Genomic DNA, 18,073 nt, shown 5'->3' with positions numbered 1-18,073 from the left:
TGCTGTGCGGTTACCTCGGTGCACGCATCGGCATGATGAAGACGGTGTGGGCCACGGAGTTCACCACGGCGGTGCTGATCGTCATGGCGGTGTACCTGCCGTACGCCGGCTTGATGGTGATGTTGCCGCTGTTGGGGCTGGCGCTCAATGGCACCTCGTCGGTGCTGTATGGCGCGGTGCCGGACCTGGCGGGGCCGGGCCGGCGCGACCAGGCGTTTGCAGTGTTCTACACCGGCACCATTGGTGGCGGCGCATTGGCGCCGGTGCTGTTCGGCAGCCTCGGAGATACCACCGGCGTGCCCGTGGCCGTCTTGTTGCTGGCCGCAACCTTGTTGCTCACCTTGCCGCTGTCCTGGCGGGTTCAGCGAGGGCTGGAGGCCCAGGTCCGGTAGGGCGAACGAATTTTTCAGCGTGTTCTGGCAGGTATAACAATGAATAACAGTGAACCGTCTGCCGTGTCCTTGCCGTTGTCCCAGCGTGCGCAACGCCTCAGCGCACCGGGCACATCCAGCATGCGCAGCAAAGCCAATGCCTTGAAAGACGCCGGCGTCGACGTGATCAATTTTGCCGCGGGTGAATTGACCTTCGATGCCTGTCCGGACATGAAAGCCGCCGCGAGCGATGCGCTGGCCACTGCGCGCAACCGCTATACGCCGCCCATCGGCTTGCCCCAGTTGCGCCACGCGCTGGCGCAGCAGGTCACTCAGCGCTGCGGCGTGAACTACAGCGCCGATGAAGTCGCGGTGACCGCCGGTGCCAAGCAGGCGCTGTATAACGCCGCGATGGTGCTGCTCGATCCGGGGGATGAGGTCATCGTTGCGGTGCCGTACTGGGAAACCTTTCCCACCCAGATCCAGCTGGCCGGTGGCGTCCCGGTCTATGTCGACACGGCAGCCGATGACTATCGCCTCACCTGCGCGGCCGTCGAAAACGCCCTGACTCCACGCACCCGCATGATTGTGATCAACACCCCGAACAATCCGACGGGCACGGTTTATCAACGCGAACAATTGTTGGGGATCGCCCGGCTCGCGTTCGAACACCGGCTGTGGGTGGTGTTCGACGAGTGCTACCGCAAGCTGGTGCGCGCGCCCCATGAACATCACAACATCGTCTCGCTGTTTGCGCCGCTCAAACACCAGACGGTGCTGGTCGATTCGTTTTCCAAGAGCCACGCGGTCACCGGCTGGCGGGTAGGGTATGCGTGCGCGCCCGCTGCGGTCATCGCCGCCATGCACAACCTGCAGGGGCACACCACATCCAACCCCAGCAGCCTGTCCCAATACGCTGCGCTCGGCACCCTGATGGCGGACGCGCCGCACTTTACCCGCCAGGTCAATGCCGTCCTCGACCAGCAACTGCTCGCGGCCTGCACTTGCCTGGGGCATATCGATGACATCACCTGCGCCCCGCCGGAAGGGGCGTTCTATCTGTTTATCGATGTGTCGCGCAAATTGGGTGGCCGCTACCTGGGCACCGTTATCCGTGATGTCGACCACCTGGCCGATCTGTTATTGACCGAGGCCCATATCGCGGTGGTGCCCGGCTCCGGCTGCGGCGACCGCAACAGTATCCGCATTTCCTACGCCGTTGAGCGTGAAGCGTTGATCGAAGGCCTCACGCGCTTTGCTCGCTTCATGGCAGAAATCGTTGCGCACTAACCCCAGCCAAAAAAGGATATGAGCCGTGGAAAATCTGAGCCGCCAATTTATCGGGTACGTGAACCAGGCGCTGGTGGATGTCGAGGACCGACATCTGGCCCAGGCCCTGCTCAGCGGTTTCAACAGCCAGCCTGCCGAGCTGGACAGGTACTGCGAGACCTATGTCGACATGACTTCCAGTAACTGGAGCGAGTCGTCGCTGTGTACATTCTTCTGCGGCTGGCGCAGCCCCGATGGCGCCGCCCATGCTGTCTCAAGCATCATTGTGCGCATTCTCCAGGAGTCGGCATCCCTGGCCGACGACGCCCGGCTGCAGATGCTCGAAGCGGCGGCCCACTGTGGCGAGATCATTGTCGAGGACATCGGATTGGGCGAAATGCACGGGCATCCGCACCACTCCAAGCTGTATTACCGCATGGCGTCGGCGATATGCGGCTCGGATGAATGGCGCCTGCAGGACAAATTCCTGAACCCGATCACCAAGGAATTTTCCGGCTGGGTTGGCGAAAAACGCCCACTGGCGCCGCAGCTCATTGAGGCACTGGAGATGATGGCCATGACGGAGCTGTTCAACACCGGCGAATACAACCTGATGACGCCGTTATGGAAGCAGTGGTTGCGGGATGTGCGCGGCTACAGCGCCGGTGAGGCCAGCCGCGTGGCGAGCTTTCTCAGTGTGCACTGCGGCAGCGTCGAAGCGCGCCACTTCAAGCATGCGGCAGAGGCGCTGCGGCTGTATGCCAGCGCCACCGGGCAGGCCGTGGATTACAGCCGTATCGCGCAGCTATCCAGGGAATACGTGGCCAGGGCCTGTGAGCATCTGCAAAAGATGGCGTCGGTGCTCAAGTGTGAACAGCCCGCCTGGGATTGAGGCAGTCCGATAACCCTCGTTGTGCCGCTGACATGGAGCCTGAACCTATGATGGATACCGAAGCGCGCCGACGCCCTCTGTCGGCGCTACTGGATAGCACCCGTTGCCTGCGCGTACTCGAAGCCCATAGCCCGATATCGGCGTTGCTCGCGCAGCGCGCCAGGCTGGAAATCAGCCCCGGGCATACGGTGGGGTACGACGCCATCTGGTCCAGTTCGCTGACCGACTCGACCCAGCGCGGGTTACCCGATATCGAAATTCTCTCGCCCAGCAACCGCTTGCCGGGGATCCGCGAAATATTCGATGTGTGTTCGCTGCCGCTGATATTCGATGCCGACACCGGCGGCAAGCCCGAACATTTCGCGATTCACATCAAGATGCTGGAGCGTGCGGGCGTCTCGGCAGTGGTCATCGAAGACAAGTGCGGCTTGAAGAAGAACTCACTGTTCGGCACCGAGGTCGACCAGGCGCAGGAGTCGATCGAGACTTTCTGCGCCAAGCTCCATGCCGGTTGCGCCAGTCGCACCGGCTCAGGGCTGATGCTGATTGCGCGGTGTGAAAGCTTGATCCTCGATCGCGGCATGGAAGAGGCGATGGCGCGGTGCCTGGCGTATGTGGAGGCGGGGGCGGATGGCATCATGATCCACAGCCGCAGACAGGATGGCCTGGAAATCCTCGAGTTCGCCAGGCAGTTTCGTTGGCAACGGCCCAGGGTACCGCTGATTTGTGTGCCCACCAGCTACGCTCATCTGAAGTTCGAGGTGTTGGAACAGGCTGGTTTCAACGCGGTGATTTACGCCAATCACATGTTGCGCAGTGCCTATCTGGCTATGCGCGATACCGCTGTGGGCATACTCGCACATGGCAGGACCCTGGAACTGGAGCCGCGCTGCCTGGGCATCGACGAAATACTCGACCTGGTGCCCGGGACGCGCTAGTGCGATGCTGTCGTCCAGCCGTTCACTCATTGGTGCATGTGTCGGGTTGAAATCCCCGTTTCAGGGCGAAAAGCGCTGTTTATTTATACAAATGCACCATTTAAATTCATAAAGGCGACATTTTGCCCTGTCACGGTGCGAAATGAATTGATAAAGTCCGGCTCAATCTCTGTTTAACAACAATCATTTTGCCGAGACTTTTCATGAGCGAATCCGTCGAATCCTTCCTTGCCCGCCTCAAGAAACGCGACCCCGACCAACCGGAATTCCATCAGGCCGTGGAGGAAGTCCTACGCAGTTTGTGGCCGTTTCTTGAAGCCAACCCCCACTACCTGACCTCGGGCATTCTGGAGCGCATGTGCGAGCCGGAACGCGCAATCACCTTTCGGGTGTCCTGGGTGGATGATCATGGCAAGGTCCAGGTCAATCGCGGTTTTCGTATCCAGATGAACAGTGCCATCGGCCCGTACAAGGGCGGTTTGCGCTTCCATCCCTCGGTGAACCTGGGCGTGCTGAAATTCCTCGCCTTCGAGCAGACCTTCAAGAACTCCCTGACCTCGTTGCCCATGGGCGGCGGCAAAGGCGGCTCGGACTTCGATCCCAAGGGCAAGAGCGACGCCGAAGTGATGCGCTTCTGCCAGGCCTTCATGAGCGAGCTGTACCGTCATATCGGTGCGGACGTGGACGTACCGGCCGGTGATATCGGCGTGGGCGCACGGGAAATCGGCTTCCTGTTCGGCCAGTACAAACGCCTGGGCAATCAATTCACCTCCGTCCTGACCGGCAAAGGCATGACCTACGGCGGCAGCTTGATCCGTCCGGAAGCCACTGGTTTTGGCTGTGTGTATTTCGCCGAGGAAATGCTCAAGCGCCAGGGCCAGCGGGTCGAAGGCAAGCGTGTGGCAATCTCGGGTTCCGGCAACGTGGCGCAGTACGCGGCGCGCAAAGTGATGGACCTGGGTGGCAAGGTGGTTTCCCTGTCGGACTCCGAAGGGACGCTGTACGCCGAAAGCGGTTTGACCGAGGAACAATGGTCGGCCCTGCTGGCGCTGAAAAACGTGCAGCGTGGGCGTATCAGCGAACTGGCCGAGCGTTTCCGCCTGGAGTTTCGCCAAGGTCAAACACCCTGGGCGCTGGCCTGCGATATCGCGCTGCCCTGCGCGACCCAGAACGAACTCGACGCTGATGCCGCCCGCGCGCTGTTGCGCAATGGCTGCATCTGCGTGGCCGAAGGCGCCAACATGCCGACCACCCTTGAAGCGGTGGATATCTTTATCGACGCGGGCATTCTGTTCGCGCCGGGCAAGGCCTCCAATGCCGGCGGCGTGGCCGTCAGTGGCCTGGAGATGTCGCAGAACGCCATGCGCCTGCTATGGACCGCCGGCGAAGTGGACAGCAAGCTGCACACCATCATGCAGTCGATCCACCATGCCTGCGTGCACTACGGCGAGGAAAATGGCCGGGTTAACTATGTGAAGGGCGCGAACATCGCAGGCTTCGTCAAAGTTGCCGACGCGATGCTGGCCCAGGGCATCGTCTAAGCCTCGGGTTCGATGCGCAGCACTTCGATCAACTGATCGCCGACCGGGCGCTTCCACAGCACCTCGTCACCCACCTGGGCGCCCAGCAAGGCGCGGCCCAGGGGCGAACCCCAATTGATCAGGCCCGCGTTGGCGTCGGCCTGGTCTTCGCCGACCAACTGGATGCGCTGCTGCTCGTCCTGCTCATTGGCGAAGGTCACCCAACTGCCGATTTGCACCTTGTCGGTGGACGTGGCCGGCGGCACAACCTGGGCGCTTTGCACGCGCTGGTTGAAGTAGCGTAAATCCCGCTCCAGGTCGGCCTGGCGTTGCTTGTCTGCCTGCTCGCCTTTAGTGGATTCGGTGCTGTATTCCAGTTGCAACTGCGTAACCTTGGCTTGCAGTTGCGCCAGCCCTTGCGCAGTCAAACGGTTGGGCTGCGCGCTGACCTGACGCTCCACCGGCTGGTCGGCCTGGGCGGCGGCGTTGTCCTCATTTACAAAAGCTCGGCTCATGACATTCTCCTCCAATGGAGTTTGGGCCATGCTCACAGCCGGATCGTTCCCACGCTCTGCGTGGGAATGCAGCCTATGACGCTCCGCGTCATCATGACGTCATTGCGAGCGATATGCCTTGGCCGCATCACGGTCTTTCTCCTGCTGCCACTCGTGCTCGCGATCGTTCCTGCGGTTGTCCTGATACTCGCGCAATTCCTCGTTCTCACGCATGGCTTTGCACTGGCGAAAACCGTCCTCCCAGCCTTCGGCGTATTGCCGGTCTTTCAGATAGCGCGGCACGTTTTTGCGAAACTCCCCGGTGATCACCCCAGCGGCCTGGCGCCCGCTGCTGCAACCGTCGTCAAAGCCATCGGCGAAGGCGGGCGGATAACCCTTGGCCAGCAACTCTTGATGAGTGGTTTGGCAGCCCGCTAACCACAGCGCCGTACTCAGCACTACCGCATATCGCCACATGGCGTACTCCCTGGCCGATTTACGGCTGATAGGGAGAGTCTAGAAGGGGATTTGTAAGCTGTATGTGAAAGGCGTGTAAGAGGGATGTGCAGGATTTTTAGCCAAGCACACCACCAACTGTGGGAGGGGGCTTGCCCCCGATGGCGGTGTGTCAGCCGGCTTTGCAGTGACTGACACTCTGCTATCGGGGGCAAGCCCCCTCCCACAGTTTTATCCATAACTCCGGTGTGTCGGTGCAGCCTTTATTCGTAATAACCCACTGTCTTTTTTAGCTGCTCGGCGTATTCGTAAATCTCGTCAATGGATGAAATAGCGTGTCGGGTTTCATTCTTTTCTTCGTCGAATACCCCGAGGTACTTTTGGCTACGATTGAAGTGGAGTCGGCAAATGGGCTTACGGTTGTTGTCGTCCAGTAATATCCCAAAATAGCTTTGGGTGTCGCGTTGAACGATTCGTTTGGCATCGACAACTGAGCGCACGACTGCGCGGACGATGTGGTAACCCTCCAGCTCTTCAAGGGTTGTCAGGATTTTATCTTCTGCCTCGTTTTGTTCCTGTATGGCTGCATTCGTGCTGTTCGCGACAGACAATGACGTTAGTGTCGGCTGAATTGCACCACTCATAGCAGACTTAAGCCGCTCATTAATTTGATCATTCAAAAATTGAGCTAATGCTTTTCGTGTCAGTTCGAAAAATTGCTCACGTACTTTCTGCGTGATGACTCCTTCGTAAACACGGGACGCGAAGAACTTTACGAAGTCGTCTTCTGGTTTACTGACTTGGGCACCAATGAGCTTCTTGAGTTGGCTGACGTATTTCAACTCTCCCGCTGCGCTGATGATTGAGTCGACATCGAAGGCCGATTTGGTAAGTTTTATCAGCTCGGGTACGGAGTATTCATCAATGTCCAGCAGATCCAGCTCTAGAAATGGTTTTTCGTCCATTTTATTAGGGGCGTCCAGGTCTGTAAAAAATCTGTAGACCTGGCCGTTGGTAAGAATTGAGATTCTTGCGCTCGTGACGTGAAAGTACCGAAAGAGCTGCGACGCGTGATTAATGCTCAATGACTCGCCGATCTTTTTACATTCGATGAGTATCTGAACTTCGCCATCTTTCATGATTGCGTAGTCGATTTTTTCACCTTTTTTCGTCCCGACATCGCAGACAAATTCGGGGGTCACCTCCTGCGGGTCAAACACGTCATAACCCAACACGGTGTTGATAAAAGGCATTACAAAAGCATTTTTTGTAGCTTCTTCCGTCTGGATGGCGGCGCCTTGCAGGCGCACCTTTGATGCCAGACTGGTGAGTTTTTCAAGAAATTCCATATAAGCCTCTTACCCTATTCGGATCCGTGTATAGAAGTGATGGCAAATTGATTGCCATCCGATACTAGACACAAAACCTCACAAAGAGAATGAAGTGAGAGGCAGTTTGTTTCGACTGAAAAAAGCTAAAAAATCGTCTGAAATTTCCGGTCTATTTTTCAATGAGTTACGAGAGCGCTATGAATCAGTGCCTGCAGGCAAAAGGTTGATAATCCTGAGCAGATTAGATGGATGGATCAGGCTCGTGGTTTGCGAGCGTTGCCCAGCACAGCATATTCAGCCAATTCTTGCTGGATAAACGCCGTAATCATCGCGCGATATACCTGCTCAGTAACCTCAGGGTTGGCGCCGACTACCTGGGATAACCCCCGCACCTTGGCGATCACCTGTTCAACCCGTTGTGGCGCCTTGACGTCATCGGTGTCGTTTTTGAAGCGTGCGGCTTGGGAGACGTAGTGGCCGCGCTCGGCGATCAACGTGACAATTTGTTGGTCAAGGAGGTCGATGTTGTTGCGGACCTCTTCGAGGGTTGTGCAGCGAACGGCCATATTAAGTGGGCTCCTGATTATACGAGCAATGATAATAAACTGTGGGAGGGGGCTTGCCCCCGATGGCGGTGTGTCAGCCAGCTTTGCAGTGACTGACACTCTGCTATCGGGGGCAAGCCCCCTCCCACATTTGATTTCATCAGGCTTTAATTAGTAGTGGTACCACTTCACTTCGAGCATCACTTCATTGACCGGCGTCGACAGGTGGCTGTATTCGCGCTGGGCGCTCAGGCGCAGGCCGAGGTTGCGTGACAGTTCCCATTGCTGGTTGAGGCTGATGCTGCGCCGCACCTCGCCATTGGTGAAGAAATCGCCCTTGGCTTCCAGGCTCAGGTTGCCCAGCGGGTTCTTCCACAGCACGCCGGTGTTGAAGCCGGCGGCGGGGGAGATGGCTTCGCTGAAGTCATTGTTGTGTTCCACACGCACGGTGCCGAGGGCGAAGCCGAGCATGTCGTCCGAGAGTTGCCAGGTGCCGCCGGCGCCGCCGTTGACGTGGGCGACCAGGGTTTCGTCGTCGTGTTTGCCCGGCACCCGTTCCAGGCCGCCGGTGACTTGCCAGGACCACGGTTGCAACAAGGCGTTGCGCGGGGTCAGGGAGCGGATGGTGGCCAGGTCCAGTTGCTGCAATTGCCAGTGGTTGCCTTCGTACTGGCGCAGTTTCATCTGCAGGATCTCGATTTGTGCGCCCAGGGGGAAACCTTCGGCGTTGTCGTTGAGGTCGTGATAGGCCATGCGCAGGCCGTATTCGCCAAAGGCTTTGTCGCCGCGGGTGCCGATACCGGCCTGCCAAGTGCGCGACTCGTGGCCGTTTTCCGGCAAGCCGGGTGGGGTGATCTTCAAGTCGGGCGCCGGGTTCTGGTTGATCGCGCGCAGCAATTCGAAGCTGCGCTGGGAGCGTGCGGTGTCGCGTTCCAGGCCGTTGGCGCGGTAGCGGCCAAGGCGATAGGCAGCGTCCACCACCAGCGCCTGGCGCTCGCGCGGCAGTGCCTTGAAGGCGGGCTCCTGCAACTGTTTCTGGTCATCGCTGATCTTCAGTACCCATTGCTGCTCATCGCTGTCGAGCGGCTTGGCGCGTTCGAGCAGTTCGCGTTCACGGGACGGACGATAGTCGATCTTTTCCACCAGACCCGCGTCCTTTACCGCTTTGACGGTATCGGTCGGGATCGCAGTGAGCGGGAATTGCTCGGTCAGGCGCAGGCCGGGGCGCGCCACTTGCAGCAGTTCCAGCAGTCGATAGGAGCAGTTTTCATCGAAGAAGAAGTAGTCGAACTTGATCTGCTTGAGCTCCCACACGTGCTCGACCATGCGCTTGGTCTCGACTTCGGTGAGGTTCAGGCGGTATTCCCACAGGTCACGGTTTTCCAGGCTGCGGTATTCGGAGAGTTTTTCCTGATAGGGCACCAGGGCGAACAGGCCGGGGTAGCCGCCCATCAGGCCCTTCCAGGCATACAGAATGCTGTTGTCCGAGCCTTCGATATAGGCGCCGAAGTTGATTGCGTAGCTGAGCAGGGCGGTGTTGTTGCTCTGCACGTCGGCCTGGTCGATGCGCAGCAAGGTGTGGCCGAACATCGACGAGGGGCTGTTGAGGTACGCCGCCGGGAAAATCATCACCGCGCTGTGGGGCGCGACGTCCGAGAACCATTGTTTGAATTCTTTGCAGTCCACAGCCGGCAGGTCGGTCAGTTGCAACTGATCCTTGAGCCAGCGGGTGCGTGCGGGGTAGACGCATTGGGCATGTTTTTCGCCCAGGCTGGCAGGCGCGTAGAGCGCGTCCACAGTGGCCTTGAGTTCGGCGTCCGGATGATGCGCGCCGTCAGCGGCGAGAAAGAATTTCTTGTCGCTGACATAGCTGCGCCAGCCATTGATCTTGCCGGCCTCGTAATGCCCCAGCGAAAGCCAGAACGGATCATTGGCCAGTTGCTGCAAACGTTGATCGTCGAGGTGCGGGGCCGCGTGCAGCGGGGCGCAGGCGAAGAGAGCCAGGCAAGCGAGGCGTTTGAGCATGGGGGCTACTTAAGTCGGACTGAAAAAAAGACCCAAGGGGGACAGGTCGAAAAAACAAAACCCGCGCCTCGAAAGACGCGGGTGGGTCGAGCTTAAGCCTGGGTAGCGTATTTCGCCAGACGGGCATCGCTTTTCAGTACGGCAATGGTGTTGTTGTGCACGTCATCAGCAGTCACGTCAGCCTTGCTGAAGATCTGCTGGAAGTGCTCGTGGGTTACGGCCGCGAAGTGATCGCGATCTTCCGGAGCCACACCCAGTACCACCGCGTAGGTGGTCAGGGCTTCGCCGTTGCCTTTGGCCATGTCTTCGGACAGCTCGTTCATCATGCCATTCATGGCAATCCAGGACTTGCCGCCGTAGGTCAGGGCGCTGTTGGTGCTGCAACCGTTGGTGCCCGAGGTCATGCCGAAGGTGGCGTTACCCGAGGTGCCGTTGGTGGTGGAAGCGAGGAAATGAGCAGGAGTACCGCGCTGGCCTTCAAACAACATGTTGCCCCAACCGCAGTTCGGGCCACCTGGTGCTTCTGCCATTGCATTGAGGGAGACGACGGTGAAGAGAGTACCAAGAAGGATCCGTTTCATAGCTTTGTTCTCTTTGTGTGCAAACCAATGGACAAGGGTTCAGGCGCTTCGCAGCACCCTAGGGGCCAGTTATTAGTCCAACCCGCGCAGTTTGGAGTTTAGGCACGTTCCATGGGTTCCGTGAGTTTTTATAAAACATTCAGTCTTGAACGTTTTTTTTGTGCGGCACGCGCCGTGGCTATGCTTTCCCAACAGCGCGCCTTGCCAGAGCGCGCAACCGAGAGCCAGAATGCCCCCATCTGCCCCGCCTGATGTAAGGAAGCCCGATGCCTGATCCTGTTGCTGCCAGCTTGCGTCTAGCGCCCGAAGCGCTGACTCGCCCTTTCTCCGCTGAACAGTTCAGCTTCTCGACCACCAATGATTTGGAGCCCTTTCGCGGTGTGCTTGGCCAGGAACGTGCGGTTGAAGCCTTGCAGTTCGGTGTGGCCATGCCACGCCCCGGTTACAACGTGTTTGTCATGGGCGAGCCCGGTACCGGTCGCTTTTCATTCGTCAAACGTTACCTGAAGGCTGAAGGCAAACGCCTGCAAACCCCGTCGGACTGGGTCTATGTGAATAATTTCGACGAGCCGCGCGAACCGCGCGCGCTGGAATTGCCAGGCGGCGGTGCTGCAGCGTTTATCACCGATATCAACGCGCTGGTCGACAATCTGGTCGCGACTTTCCCGGCCGTGTTTGAACACCCGACGTACCAACAGCGCAAAAGCGCCATCGACCGTGCGTTCAACCAGCGTTATGACAAGGCCCTGGACGTGATCGAGCGCCTGGCCTTGGAAAAAGACGTGGCGCTGTACCGCGACAGCTCCAACATCGCCTTCACGCCGATGCTTGACGGCAAGGCGCTGGACGAAGCGGAGTTCTCGCAGTTGCCGGAAGCCGATCGCGAGCGCTTCCACACCGATATTTCCGAGCTGGAAGAACGCCTCAACGAAGAGTTGGCGAGCCTGCCGCAATGGAAGCGTGAGTCAAACAACCAACTGCGCCAGTTCAACGAAGAAACCATCACCCTGGCCCTGCAGCCGTTGCTTGCGCCGCTGTCGGAAAAGTACGCGGAAAACGCCGCCGTCTGCGGTTACCTGCAGGCCGTGCAGGTGTATCTGCTCAAAACCGTGGTCGAGCAATTGGTCGACGACGCCAAGACCGATGCCCAGGCGCGCAAGCTGCTCGAGGAGCAATACTGCCCGAGCCTGGTGGTGGGGCATTCGGTCAACGGCGGTGCGCCGGTGGTGTTTGAACCGCACCCGACCTACGACAACCTGTTCGGCCGTATCGAATACAGCACCGACCAGGGCGCGCTTTACACCACGTATCGCCAACTGCGTCCGGGGGCGTTGCACCGTGCCAACGGTGGCTTCCTGATTCTTGAAGCGGAAAAAATGCTCAGCGAGCCATTTGTATGGGATGCGCTCAAGCGTTCCCTGCAATCGCGCAAGCTGAAGATGGAGTCCCCGCTGGGCGAACTCGGCCGCCTGGCGACCGTGACCCTCAACCCGCAGATGATTCCGTTGCAGGTCAAGGTGATCATCATCGGGTCGCGCCAGTTGTACTACGCGTTGCAGGACGCCGATCCGGACTTCCAGGAAATGTTCCGGGTACTGGTGGACTTCGACGAAGACATCCCGATGGTCGACGAAAGCCTGGAGCAGTTCGCCCAGTTGCTCAAGACCCGCACCTCGGAAGAAGGCATGGCGCCGCTGACGTCGGATGCGGTGGCGCGGTTGGCGACTTACAGCGCACGCCTGGCTGAACATCAGGGCCGTTTGTCGGCGCGCATCGGCGACTTGTTCCAACTGGTCAGCGAGGCCGACTTCATTCGTCACCTGGCGGGCGATGAAATGACCGATGCCGGGCATATCGAGCGCGCGCTCAAGGCCAAGGCCACGCGCACCGGCCGTGTGTCGGCGCGGATTCTCGACGACATGCTCGCCGGGGTCATCCTGATCGACACCGCCGGCGCCGCCGTCGGCAAGTGCAACGGGCTGACGGTGCTGGAGGTGGGGGATTCGGCGTTTGGCGTACCGGCGCGGATTTCCGCCACGGTGTACCCGGGCGGCAGCGGGATTGTCGACATCGAACGTGAGGTTAACCTCGGCCAGCCGATTCACTCCAAGGGCGTGATGATCCTCACCGGTTACCTGGGCAGCCGTTACGCGCAGGAATTCCCGCTGGCGATCTCAGCCAGCATCGCACTGGAACAGTCCTACGGTTACGTGGACGGCGACAGTGCCTCCCTGGGCGAGGCCTGCACCTTGATCTCGGCGTTGTCGAAGACGCCGCTCAAGCAGTGCTTTGCCATCACCGGCTCGATCAACCAGTTTGGCGAAGTGCAGGCCGTGGGTGGGGTCAACGAGAAGATCGAAGGCTTCTTCCGCCTGTGCGAAGCGCGCGGGTTGACCGGTGAACAGGGCGCGATCATTCCCAAGGCCAACGTGGCCACGCTGATGCTCGATGAAAAGGTATTGCAGGCCGTGCGCGCCGGGCAATTCCATATCTATGCGGTGCGTCAGGCGGATGAGGCGTTGAGCCTGTTGGTGGGCGAGGATGCCGGTGAGCCGGATGCGGAAGGGCAGTTTCCGGAAGGCACGGTCAATGCGCGGGTGGTGGAGCGCTTAAGGGCAATTGCCGAGATGATCAGCGAGGAAGACTTGAAGGAGGCAGAGAAAGAGCTGGCGCAGCAGGCTTTAGCGGAGGCCAAACCGACCTGATCCCTGAAGCTTGATGGGATCAAAAATGTGGGAGGGGGCTTGCTCCCGATAGCCATAGGTATCTACACAACTCTGTAGCGCCCAACCGTAACCACGATGCGAAGCGAGCCGCTTTTGATCTTGATCTCAGGCGCCCCGTTAAACCACGCTGGCCGAACGCAGGCTTGAATCCGTGGGCAACCCGGCAGGACGCCGGGTTAGCCGCCCCGCGCCATGGATGGCGCGTGGCGGCGGCCCACGGATTCAAGCCGGAGAGAGGGCACACCGAGCCTAAGCGAGGTGCCGAGTGGTGGGGCAAGAGCGTTTTGCTTACTTTTGCGCTTTTCAAAAGTGAGCCGCCGTCAGGGCGGAACCCTAAGTGGCCGTTACCGCAGAAACGGATATGTACTCGATCTGATACAACATCCTGGTCGGCCCAGAGGCCGCCATCGGGGGCAAGCCCCCTCCCACAGTTTGATCTGTTTTTGTCATTAAATTGACAGGTGCCTGGAGAGAATGTCCGTTGGTCCCTACGAGCTTGGTTTGTCGCGGTTTTCTTCTATTCTCAATATCAGGGATATCCGCAGGAGTCGCAGGATAGAAACAGCCTCGCCTTTGCGCTGGGGCTGAACACCGATCTACCGAGGGTCGCCGCCATGCCGCGCAACCTTTGCCTTACCCGCCAGTGCCTGGGCCTGGCAACTCGTATCGAATGCTCCATTCGCCCCCTTGCCGGGGAGAATGGGCTGTGGACGTTGTTATTTGCCGCCGGCATGTCGGGCGAACAGCCGTCTACGGTCAAGTCTCAAGGCCCGTTTCACGGGCCGTTCGTGGCGGAAACCATGTTGGGTTCCATTGTCGACAGCCTGACCCTGCACGGTTACGAGCAGTTGGACGAGCCGCAGATCTGGTGCCTGCACCTGCAAGCCCATCTGCGCCAACTCAACGGCGGCCAGGAGCGATTGGCCCTGTAATTCCGGGCTATTTGCTTTCCGGTTTGTCCAGCTTGACCTCAAAGCCATATTGCACGGTGTTGAGGTCGGTGCGCTGGTAGCTTTCCAGGGTGGTCGGCTGGCCGTAGAAATAATGCACATCAAACAACGCCGTACCGTATTCCTCGGCGCGGTGGCTCACGCCGAGAATTTCCTTGAGGTAGTTGCCGCTCGCGTCCCTGGCGTAGAAACGCCAGCTGTCGGCGGGAAACGCTTGCTGGTCGACGATCAGCGCGTTGTCCTTGAGCGACAGACCCTTGGGCAGTTTTCCGACGTCAATCGAGGCCTTTTCGATGGTGGCGAGAAACAAGGGTACCGAGCCGACCACAAACGCCGGGGTTTCCGGGAACAGGTTGAGGTCATAGGTCAGCGTACCGCTGGCCGCGTTCAGCTCGTAGGCCTCGGTCGGCAACTCGATGGGTTCGCCGCGCTCGCCCTTATCGTCTGCGGTGAAAAAGGTGATCGGTGCGGCGCTATTATTGCGCTCGGCGCCGACCAAGTCGTCATTGAAGGTGAAAGGGTGATCGAACACGATTTTCGCGGCACTGGCGTCTTCGGTCGATTGGCTGATGGTGACGCTGTTTTTCAACTGATCTTCAGTCATTGACGCGTCTTTGAGCCAGCTGGCGGCGGCGTCGTCATACACCGTGACCGGCATCGGCAAGGGCTGCACGCTCTGTTGCAGGCTGTTTTTGTCGAAGCGCATCACCGGCAGGTCCAGCGCCTTGCGAGTCACCGTGGCCTTGGAAAAATCCAGTACGTTGACCTGCAGGGTATCGATCACACCGTTGAAGTACACCTTGGCGTAATGGCTGGTCTGGGTGCGTTCGAAGGCTTTTTGCGCGTCGGTGAGCTGTTTATCCAGCGCTTCAGACCAGGCCTTCTGCTGTTGCAGCTGCGCCAGCTGCTTCTCATAGAACGCCACTTGTGCAGCGCTTTCGTTGATTGAACCTGAGCGGGTGAGAAATTGCCCGGTGCTGTCCCGGGCCTGTACCAGCAGCGGGTTGGGCGAGTCGTCGCCCAGCTCGGTGGCCAGCGGCTCGCTGTTGGTCAGTTCGATTTCGGCGTAATTCTTGCCCAGCGACAGCAGCTTGAGGCTGATATTGCCCTCGGTGCGTGAATGGCCGACGTCGTTTTTTGACAGGTCAAAGGTCAGCACCCTGCCCGGCGCGGCGACCTCAATCGTGCCTTTAAGGCTGACGGGCTGCGGCTGGCTCTTGTTTTCCGTCTCGATGCCCTCGATGAACGGGTAGGTCACCGTCAGGTCGTCGGGGTTGGTCAGGTTGGAGCTGCTGGGACTGAGCTGGATGCCGGGGTCGGTCTCCGACCACTCCGGCTGGAAGGGAATGACTTTGTTGTTGCTCAAGGTTACCGACTCCCACTCCAGGCCATGGGGGAAGGGGAATTGCTCGGGAGCGTTGAACGTGAACGGGAAGACCGGCTGCAAATCCGTCAGGTAGTCGGAATGCGAAGCCCTGCGCAGGACGAACAGGCCGTTGATATAGGTGTCCACCAAGGCCTGGGGGCTGGGGTAATGCTTGAGCAAGACCAGGCTGTCTTCGCCGTATTCGGCCTCGATGGGCTTGGTGTCGAGCTTGATCCGCGCACGTTCCAGCAACAGCAGCGAACCACCCAGGTCGGCGATGACGTCGCGCAGCTTGGGGTCCTGGATGCTGTCCAGGGACTGTTCGAACGTGGTGGTTTTTTCTTCGAGGGTGGCCTGCTTCTGCTCTTCTTTGGGAGAGCAGCCGCTGGTCATCAGCAACGCCGCGCACAGGCCTAGACTGGCCAAAGGGGATCGCACATCCATTATCTGAGTTTTCCTGTCCGACATCATCGAGCCGAGTGAATGGTCTCGACACTAGCAGAAAAATCCTCTTACAGATGCCACTTGGCGCAGTTTTCTCGCGGTGACAGGCGCCGGGTAGCCACTGGTATACTCGGCGCCATTTTTAGCCAAGCTGTGTGGGATTCAATGGAACGCTTTATCGAAAACACGATGTATGCCGCGCGCTGGCTGCTGGCGCCGATCTATCTGGGTTTATCCCTGGGGTTGCTGATCCTGGCGATCAAGTTTTTCCAGGAAATCATTCACGTGATTCCGAATATTTTTTCCTTGCTGGAATCGGAAGTGATCCTGCTGCTGCTGTCGCTGATCGACATGGCTCTGGTCGGTGGTCTGCTGGTGATGGTGATGATTTCCGGCTACGAGAACTTCGTCTCGCAGCTGGATATCGATGAAAACAAGGAAAAGCTCAACTGGCTGGGCACCATGGACTCTTCGTCGCTGAAGATGAAAGTGGCGGCCTCCATCGTGGCGATTTCCTCCATCCACCTGCTGCGCATCTTCATGGACGCCAAGAACGTCGATCCGCAGCACCTGATGTGGTACGTGATCATCCATATGACCTTCGTGGTCTCGGCGTTTGCCATGGGTTACCTGGACAAGCTGACCAAGCACTGATGACGCGCGCCGGCCTTACTGCTCGACGAAGTAGTAGGGCTGGCGGTTGATCTTCATTTGCTTGACCACGGTGACTTTCTGACTGAGCCGGTCGGTCTGATCCAGCAGCGCGACGTTGCCGGGTTTGGCGCTGAGAAAGGCGTGCAATTGGGCCTCGGTCTGCAGAATCGGCAAATAGGCCTGCAGATAGAACACACTGGCGCCGGCGATTCGTTCATTGGGTTGGAACAGCGCCACCTCTTTACCTTCGTCCTGCAGTGTCTGCACCTGACTGATCACCGGCACGAATGACTGGCGCACATCGGCTTTGGGTGCGAACCAGAAGGCGGCGCTGAGGTAGCAGGCGATGGCGAGGGTGAATACACCGCCGATGATCTGTCGGTGGTAGCGGTAGAGTGCCGGTTTGTGTTGTTTGACCCACTCCAGCAGCACCCGCGCGTATTCCGCCGCCAGTACGGCGGCGGCCGGAGTCAATGCCATCAAATAGACGGTGCGTTTGCTCGAGGCCAGGGTCAGCAGGGTGAACTGCGCCACCAGCCACACGCTGAAAAACAGGCGGTAGCGGTTGCGCACCAGGCTTTTGCGAAAGTGCCACAGGCCCAGGTACACCAGGATGTTCCATGGCAGGAAGGCCTCAGGCAGTTTAACGAGGTAGTAATAGAACGGCTCGTAATGCCCGGCTTCCACAAACGAGCCGCTGAAGCGCCCGACACTGTTGGTCCACAGCACGTCACCGACAGCCTGCATACCGCCGCGCTGAAACAGAAACCCCAGCCAGATCAGCAGCGGCACCAACGCCAACAGCGTGAACAGCGCCGGCTTGAGCCAGTCGCCGATACGCAGGCGCTTATCCATCAGGCTGGTGCACGCCAGGTAGACAAAAATCACAATCCCCGGCATCGCCAGGCCCAGCACACCTTTGCTCAGCGTGGCGATGACCATCCCCGCCGTGAACAGTGCCCACGCCCAGGCGCTGGAACCCTGGCGCTCGGACTCGGGGCGCATTGCCTGATAGAACCCCAACAACGCTGCAGTCACGCCCAGGGCGAGCAACGAATCCTCACCCACTCCTCGCACATTGCCCCAATAGCTGGCCATGGTCGCCAGGATCAACGCGGCGCTGAATGCCAGCGTTTTGGGCCGCCCGAACCGGCGCAACATCCCGTAAAGCAGCATCACGCTGAACAACCCGGCAAACGCCGACGCCAGGCGCACGGCCCCAGTGCTCGCGCCAAACAGACGAATCGCCCCGGCGTCCAGCCAAAGACTCAGTGGCGGTTTCTCCAGGAAAGGCTCACGAAACAGACGCGGCACCACCCAGTCATTGTCCAGGTGCATGGCCATGGCAATCCCAGAGACGCGCGCCTCGGTGGAGCCTTGCAGTTCATGGTTGCCAAGGGCGAAGAAAAACAGCAAGCCAACGAGCAGGAGCAGCAGGGGAACGGGACGCGTCATTGAGTGGCTACCGGGCAGGGGACCGCTCGGGGGAGCGGGCATGGCTGCCGGCTAGT

The 18,073-nt window shown here is 59.2% G+C and carries 15 protein-coding genes and 1 pseudogene; 8 read left to right on the top strand and 8 right to left on the bottom strand.

Annotated features, from left to right (window positions below; translation table 11 throughout):
• The 5 genes and pseudogenes from BFP96_RS26700 to gdhA form a co-directional block, all read left to right on the top strand.
• Positions 1-392: pseudogene (locus BFP96_RS26700) on the top strand (MFS transporter); the annotation flags it as partial.
• Positions 393-431: 39 nt separating this feature from the next.
• On the top strand, positions 432-1,661 hold the full coding sequence (locus tag BFP96_RS26695) for an aminotransferase class I/II-fold pyridoxal phosphate-dependent enzyme (RefSeq protein ID WP_065937350.1): 1,230 nt from the start codon (positions 432-434) through the stop codon (positions 1,659-1,661).
• 25 nt (positions 1,662-1,686) lie between these two features.
• Complete coding sequence (locus BFP96_RS26690; protein WP_065892204.1) at positions 1,687-2,532, top strand: hypothetical protein; 846 nt, start codon at positions 1,687-1,689, stop codon at positions 2,530-2,532.
• 47 nt (positions 2,533-2,579) lie between these two features.
• Complete coding sequence (gene aepX / locus BFP96_RS26685) at positions 2,580-3,470, top strand: phosphoenolpyruvate mutase (RefSeq protein ID WP_065937349.1); 891 nt, start codon at positions 2,580-2,582, stop codon at positions 3,468-3,470.
• Positions 3,471-3,673: 203 nt separating this feature from the next.
• A complete protein-coding gene (gene gdhA / locus BFP96_RS26680; protein ID WP_065937348.1) occupies positions 3,674-5,011 on the top strand; it encodes an NADP-specific glutamate dehydrogenase in 1,338 nt (445 codons plus the stop codon).
• On the opposite strand, the gene BFP96_RS26675 is transcribed toward gdhA, so the two are convergent.
• From BFP96_RS26675 to BFP96_RS26650, 6 genes are all read right to left on the bottom strand, one after another.
• The gene (locus BFP96_RS26675; protein WP_065892213.1) at positions 5,008-5,505 is read right to left on the bottom strand and encodes a GreA/GreB family elongation factor; all 498 of its coding nucleotides are present in this window, start codon (positions 5,503-5,505) and stop codon (positions 5,008-5,010) included. The genes gdhA and BFP96_RS26675 overlap by 4 nt on opposite strands.
• 99 nt (positions 5,506-5,604) lie before the next feature.
• Positions 5,605-5,961: a hypothetical protein gene (locus BFP96_RS26670; RefSeq protein WP_065937347.1), complete on the bottom strand. Its 357-nt coding sequence runs from the start codon at positions 5,959-5,961 to the stop codon at positions 5,605-5,607.
• Positions 5,962-6,203: 242 nt separating this feature from the next.
• A complete protein-coding gene (locus BFP96_RS26665) occupies positions 6,204-7,289 on the bottom strand; it encodes a type I restriction endonuclease (RefSeq protein ID WP_065937346.1) in 1,086 nt (361 codons plus the stop codon).
• 236 nt (positions 7,290-7,525) lie between these two features.
• Positions 7,526-7,837 (bottom strand): chorismate mutase, encoded by a 312-nt coding sequence (locus BFP96_RS26660; RefSeq protein ID WP_065937345.1) that lies wholly within the window; start codon positions 7,835-7,837, stop codon positions 7,526-7,528.
• Between the two features lie 150 nt (positions 7,838-7,987).
• Complete coding sequence (locus BFP96_RS26655) at positions 7,988-9,841, bottom strand: Lnb N-terminal periplasmic domain-containing protein (RefSeq protein WP_065937344.1); 1,854 nt, start codon at positions 9,839-9,841, stop codon at positions 7,988-7,990.
• 92 nt (positions 9,842-9,933) lie between these two features.
• The gene (locus BFP96_RS26650; RefSeq protein ID WP_003194274.1) at positions 9,934-10,422 is read right to left on the bottom strand and encodes a DUF3015 domain-containing protein; all 489 of its coding nucleotides are present in this window, start codon (positions 10,420-10,422) and stop codon (positions 9,934-9,936) included.
• Between the two features lie 266 nt (positions 10,423-10,688).
• On the opposite strand from BFP96_RS26650, the gene BFP96_RS26645 reads away from it, so the two are divergent.
• Together BFP96_RS26645 and BFP96_RS26640 are read left to right on the top strand one after the other, a co-directional pair.
• Positions 10,689-13,127 carry a Lon protease family protein gene (locus BFP96_RS26645; RefSeq protein ID WP_065883862.1) on the top strand — a complete coding sequence of 813 codons (2,439 nt, stop codon included), beginning with the start codon at positions 10,689-10,691 and terminating at the stop codon, positions 13,125-13,127.
• Positions 13,128-13,762: 635 nt separating this feature from the next.
• On the top strand, positions 13,763-14,080 hold the full coding sequence (locus BFP96_RS26640; protein WP_065897618.1) for a PA4575 family protein: 318 nt from the start codon (positions 13,763-13,765) through the stop codon (positions 14,078-14,080).
• A 7-nt stretch (positions 14,081-14,087) separates the two neighbouring features.
• Here the strand turns inward: BFP96_RS26640 and BFP96_RS26635 are convergent, their stop codons facing one another.
• Positions 14,088-15,908, bottom strand: a complete 1,821-nt coding sequence (locus tag BFP96_RS26635) for a hypothetical protein (RefSeq protein ID WP_065937343.1) — start codon at positions 15,906-15,908, stop codon at positions 14,088-14,090.
• Between the two features lie 165 nt (positions 15,909-16,073).
• Between BFP96_RS26635 and BFP96_RS26630 the strand changes: the two genes are divergently transcribed.
• A complete protein-coding gene (locus BFP96_RS26630; RefSeq protein WP_057724985.1) occupies positions 16,074-16,562 on the top strand; it encodes a TIGR00645 family protein in 489 nt (162 codons plus the stop codon).
• A gap of 15 nt (positions 16,563-16,577) precedes the next feature.
• Here the strand turns inward: BFP96_RS26630 and BFP96_RS26625 are convergent, their stop codons facing one another.
• The gene (locus BFP96_RS26625; protein ID WP_065937342.1) at positions 16,578-18,017 is read right to left on the bottom strand and encodes an ArnT family glycosyltransferase; all 1,440 of its coding nucleotides are present in this window, start codon (positions 18,015-18,017) and stop codon (positions 16,578-16,580) included.
• Between the last annotated feature and the right edge of the window lie 56 nt (positions 18,018-18,073).

Origin of the sequence: Pseudomonas sp. 34 E 7 (assembly GCF_900005715.1) — a bacterium.
In the GTDB taxonomy this organism is placed as follows: Bacteria; Pseudomonadota; Gammaproteobacteria; order Pseudomonadales; family Pseudomonadaceae; genus Aquipseudomonas; species Aquipseudomonas orientalis_A.
Note: the sequence above shows the minus strand (reverse complement) of the source record. Positions and strands in the feature narration are given on the sequence as shown.

Excerpts from the sequence above, each read along its gene's own strand:
- BFP96_RS26695 (WP_065937350.1), top strand. The coding sequence starts at position 432 with ATGAATAACAGTGAACCGTCTGCCGTGTCCTTGCCGTTGTCCCAGCGT.
- aepX (WP_065937349.1), top strand. The coding sequence starts at position 2,580 with ATGATGGATACCGAAGCGCGCCGACGCCCTCTGTCGGCGCTACTGGAT.
- gdhA (WP_065937348.1), top strand. The coding sequence starts at position 3,674 with ATGAGCGAATCCGTCGAATCCTTCCTTGCCCGCCTCAAGAAACGCGAC.
- BFP96_RS26675 (WP_065892213.1), bottom strand. The coding sequence starts at position 5,505 with ATGAGCCGAGCTTTTGTAAATGAGGACAACGCCGCCGCCCAGGCCGAC.
- BFP96_RS26670 (WP_065937347.1), bottom strand. The coding sequence starts at position 5,961 with ATGTGGCGATATGCGGTAGTGCTGAGTACGGCGCTGTGGTTAGCGGGC.
- BFP96_RS26665 (WP_065937346.1), bottom strand. The coding sequence starts at position 7,289 with ATGGAATTTCTTGAAAAACTCACCAGTCTGGCATCAAAGGTGCGCCTG.
- BFP96_RS26660 (WP_065937345.1), bottom strand. The coding sequence starts at position 7,837 with ATGGCCGTTCGCTGCACAACCCTCGAAGAGGTCCGCAACAACATCGAC.
- BFP96_RS26655 (WP_065937344.1), bottom strand. The coding sequence starts at position 9,841 with ATGCTCAAACGCCTCGCTTGCCTGGCTCTCTTCGCCTGCGCCCCGCTG.
- BFP96_RS26650 (WP_003194274.1), bottom strand. The coding sequence starts at position 10,422 with ATGAAACGGATCCTTCTTGGTACTCTCTTCACCGTCGTCTCCCTCAAT.
- BFP96_RS26645 (WP_065883862.1), top strand. The coding sequence starts at position 10,689 with ATGCCTGATCCTGTTGCTGCCAGCTTGCGTCTAGCGCCCGAAGCGCTG.
- BFP96_RS26640 (WP_065897618.1), top strand. The coding sequence starts at position 13,763 with ATGCCGCGCAACCTTTGCCTTACCCGCCAGTGCCTGGGCCTGGCAACT.
- BFP96_RS26635 (WP_065937343.1), bottom strand. The coding sequence starts at position 15,908 with ATGGATGTGCGATCCCCTTTGGCCAGTCTAGGCCTGTGCGCGGCGTTG.
- BFP96_RS26630 (WP_057724985.1), top strand. The coding sequence starts at position 16,074 with ATGGAACGCTTTATCGAAAACACGATGTATGCCGCGCGCTGGCTGCTG.
- BFP96_RS26625 (WP_065937342.1), bottom strand. The coding sequence starts at position 18,017 with ATGACGCGTCCCGTTCCCCTGCTGCTCCTGCTCGTTGGCTTGCTGTTT.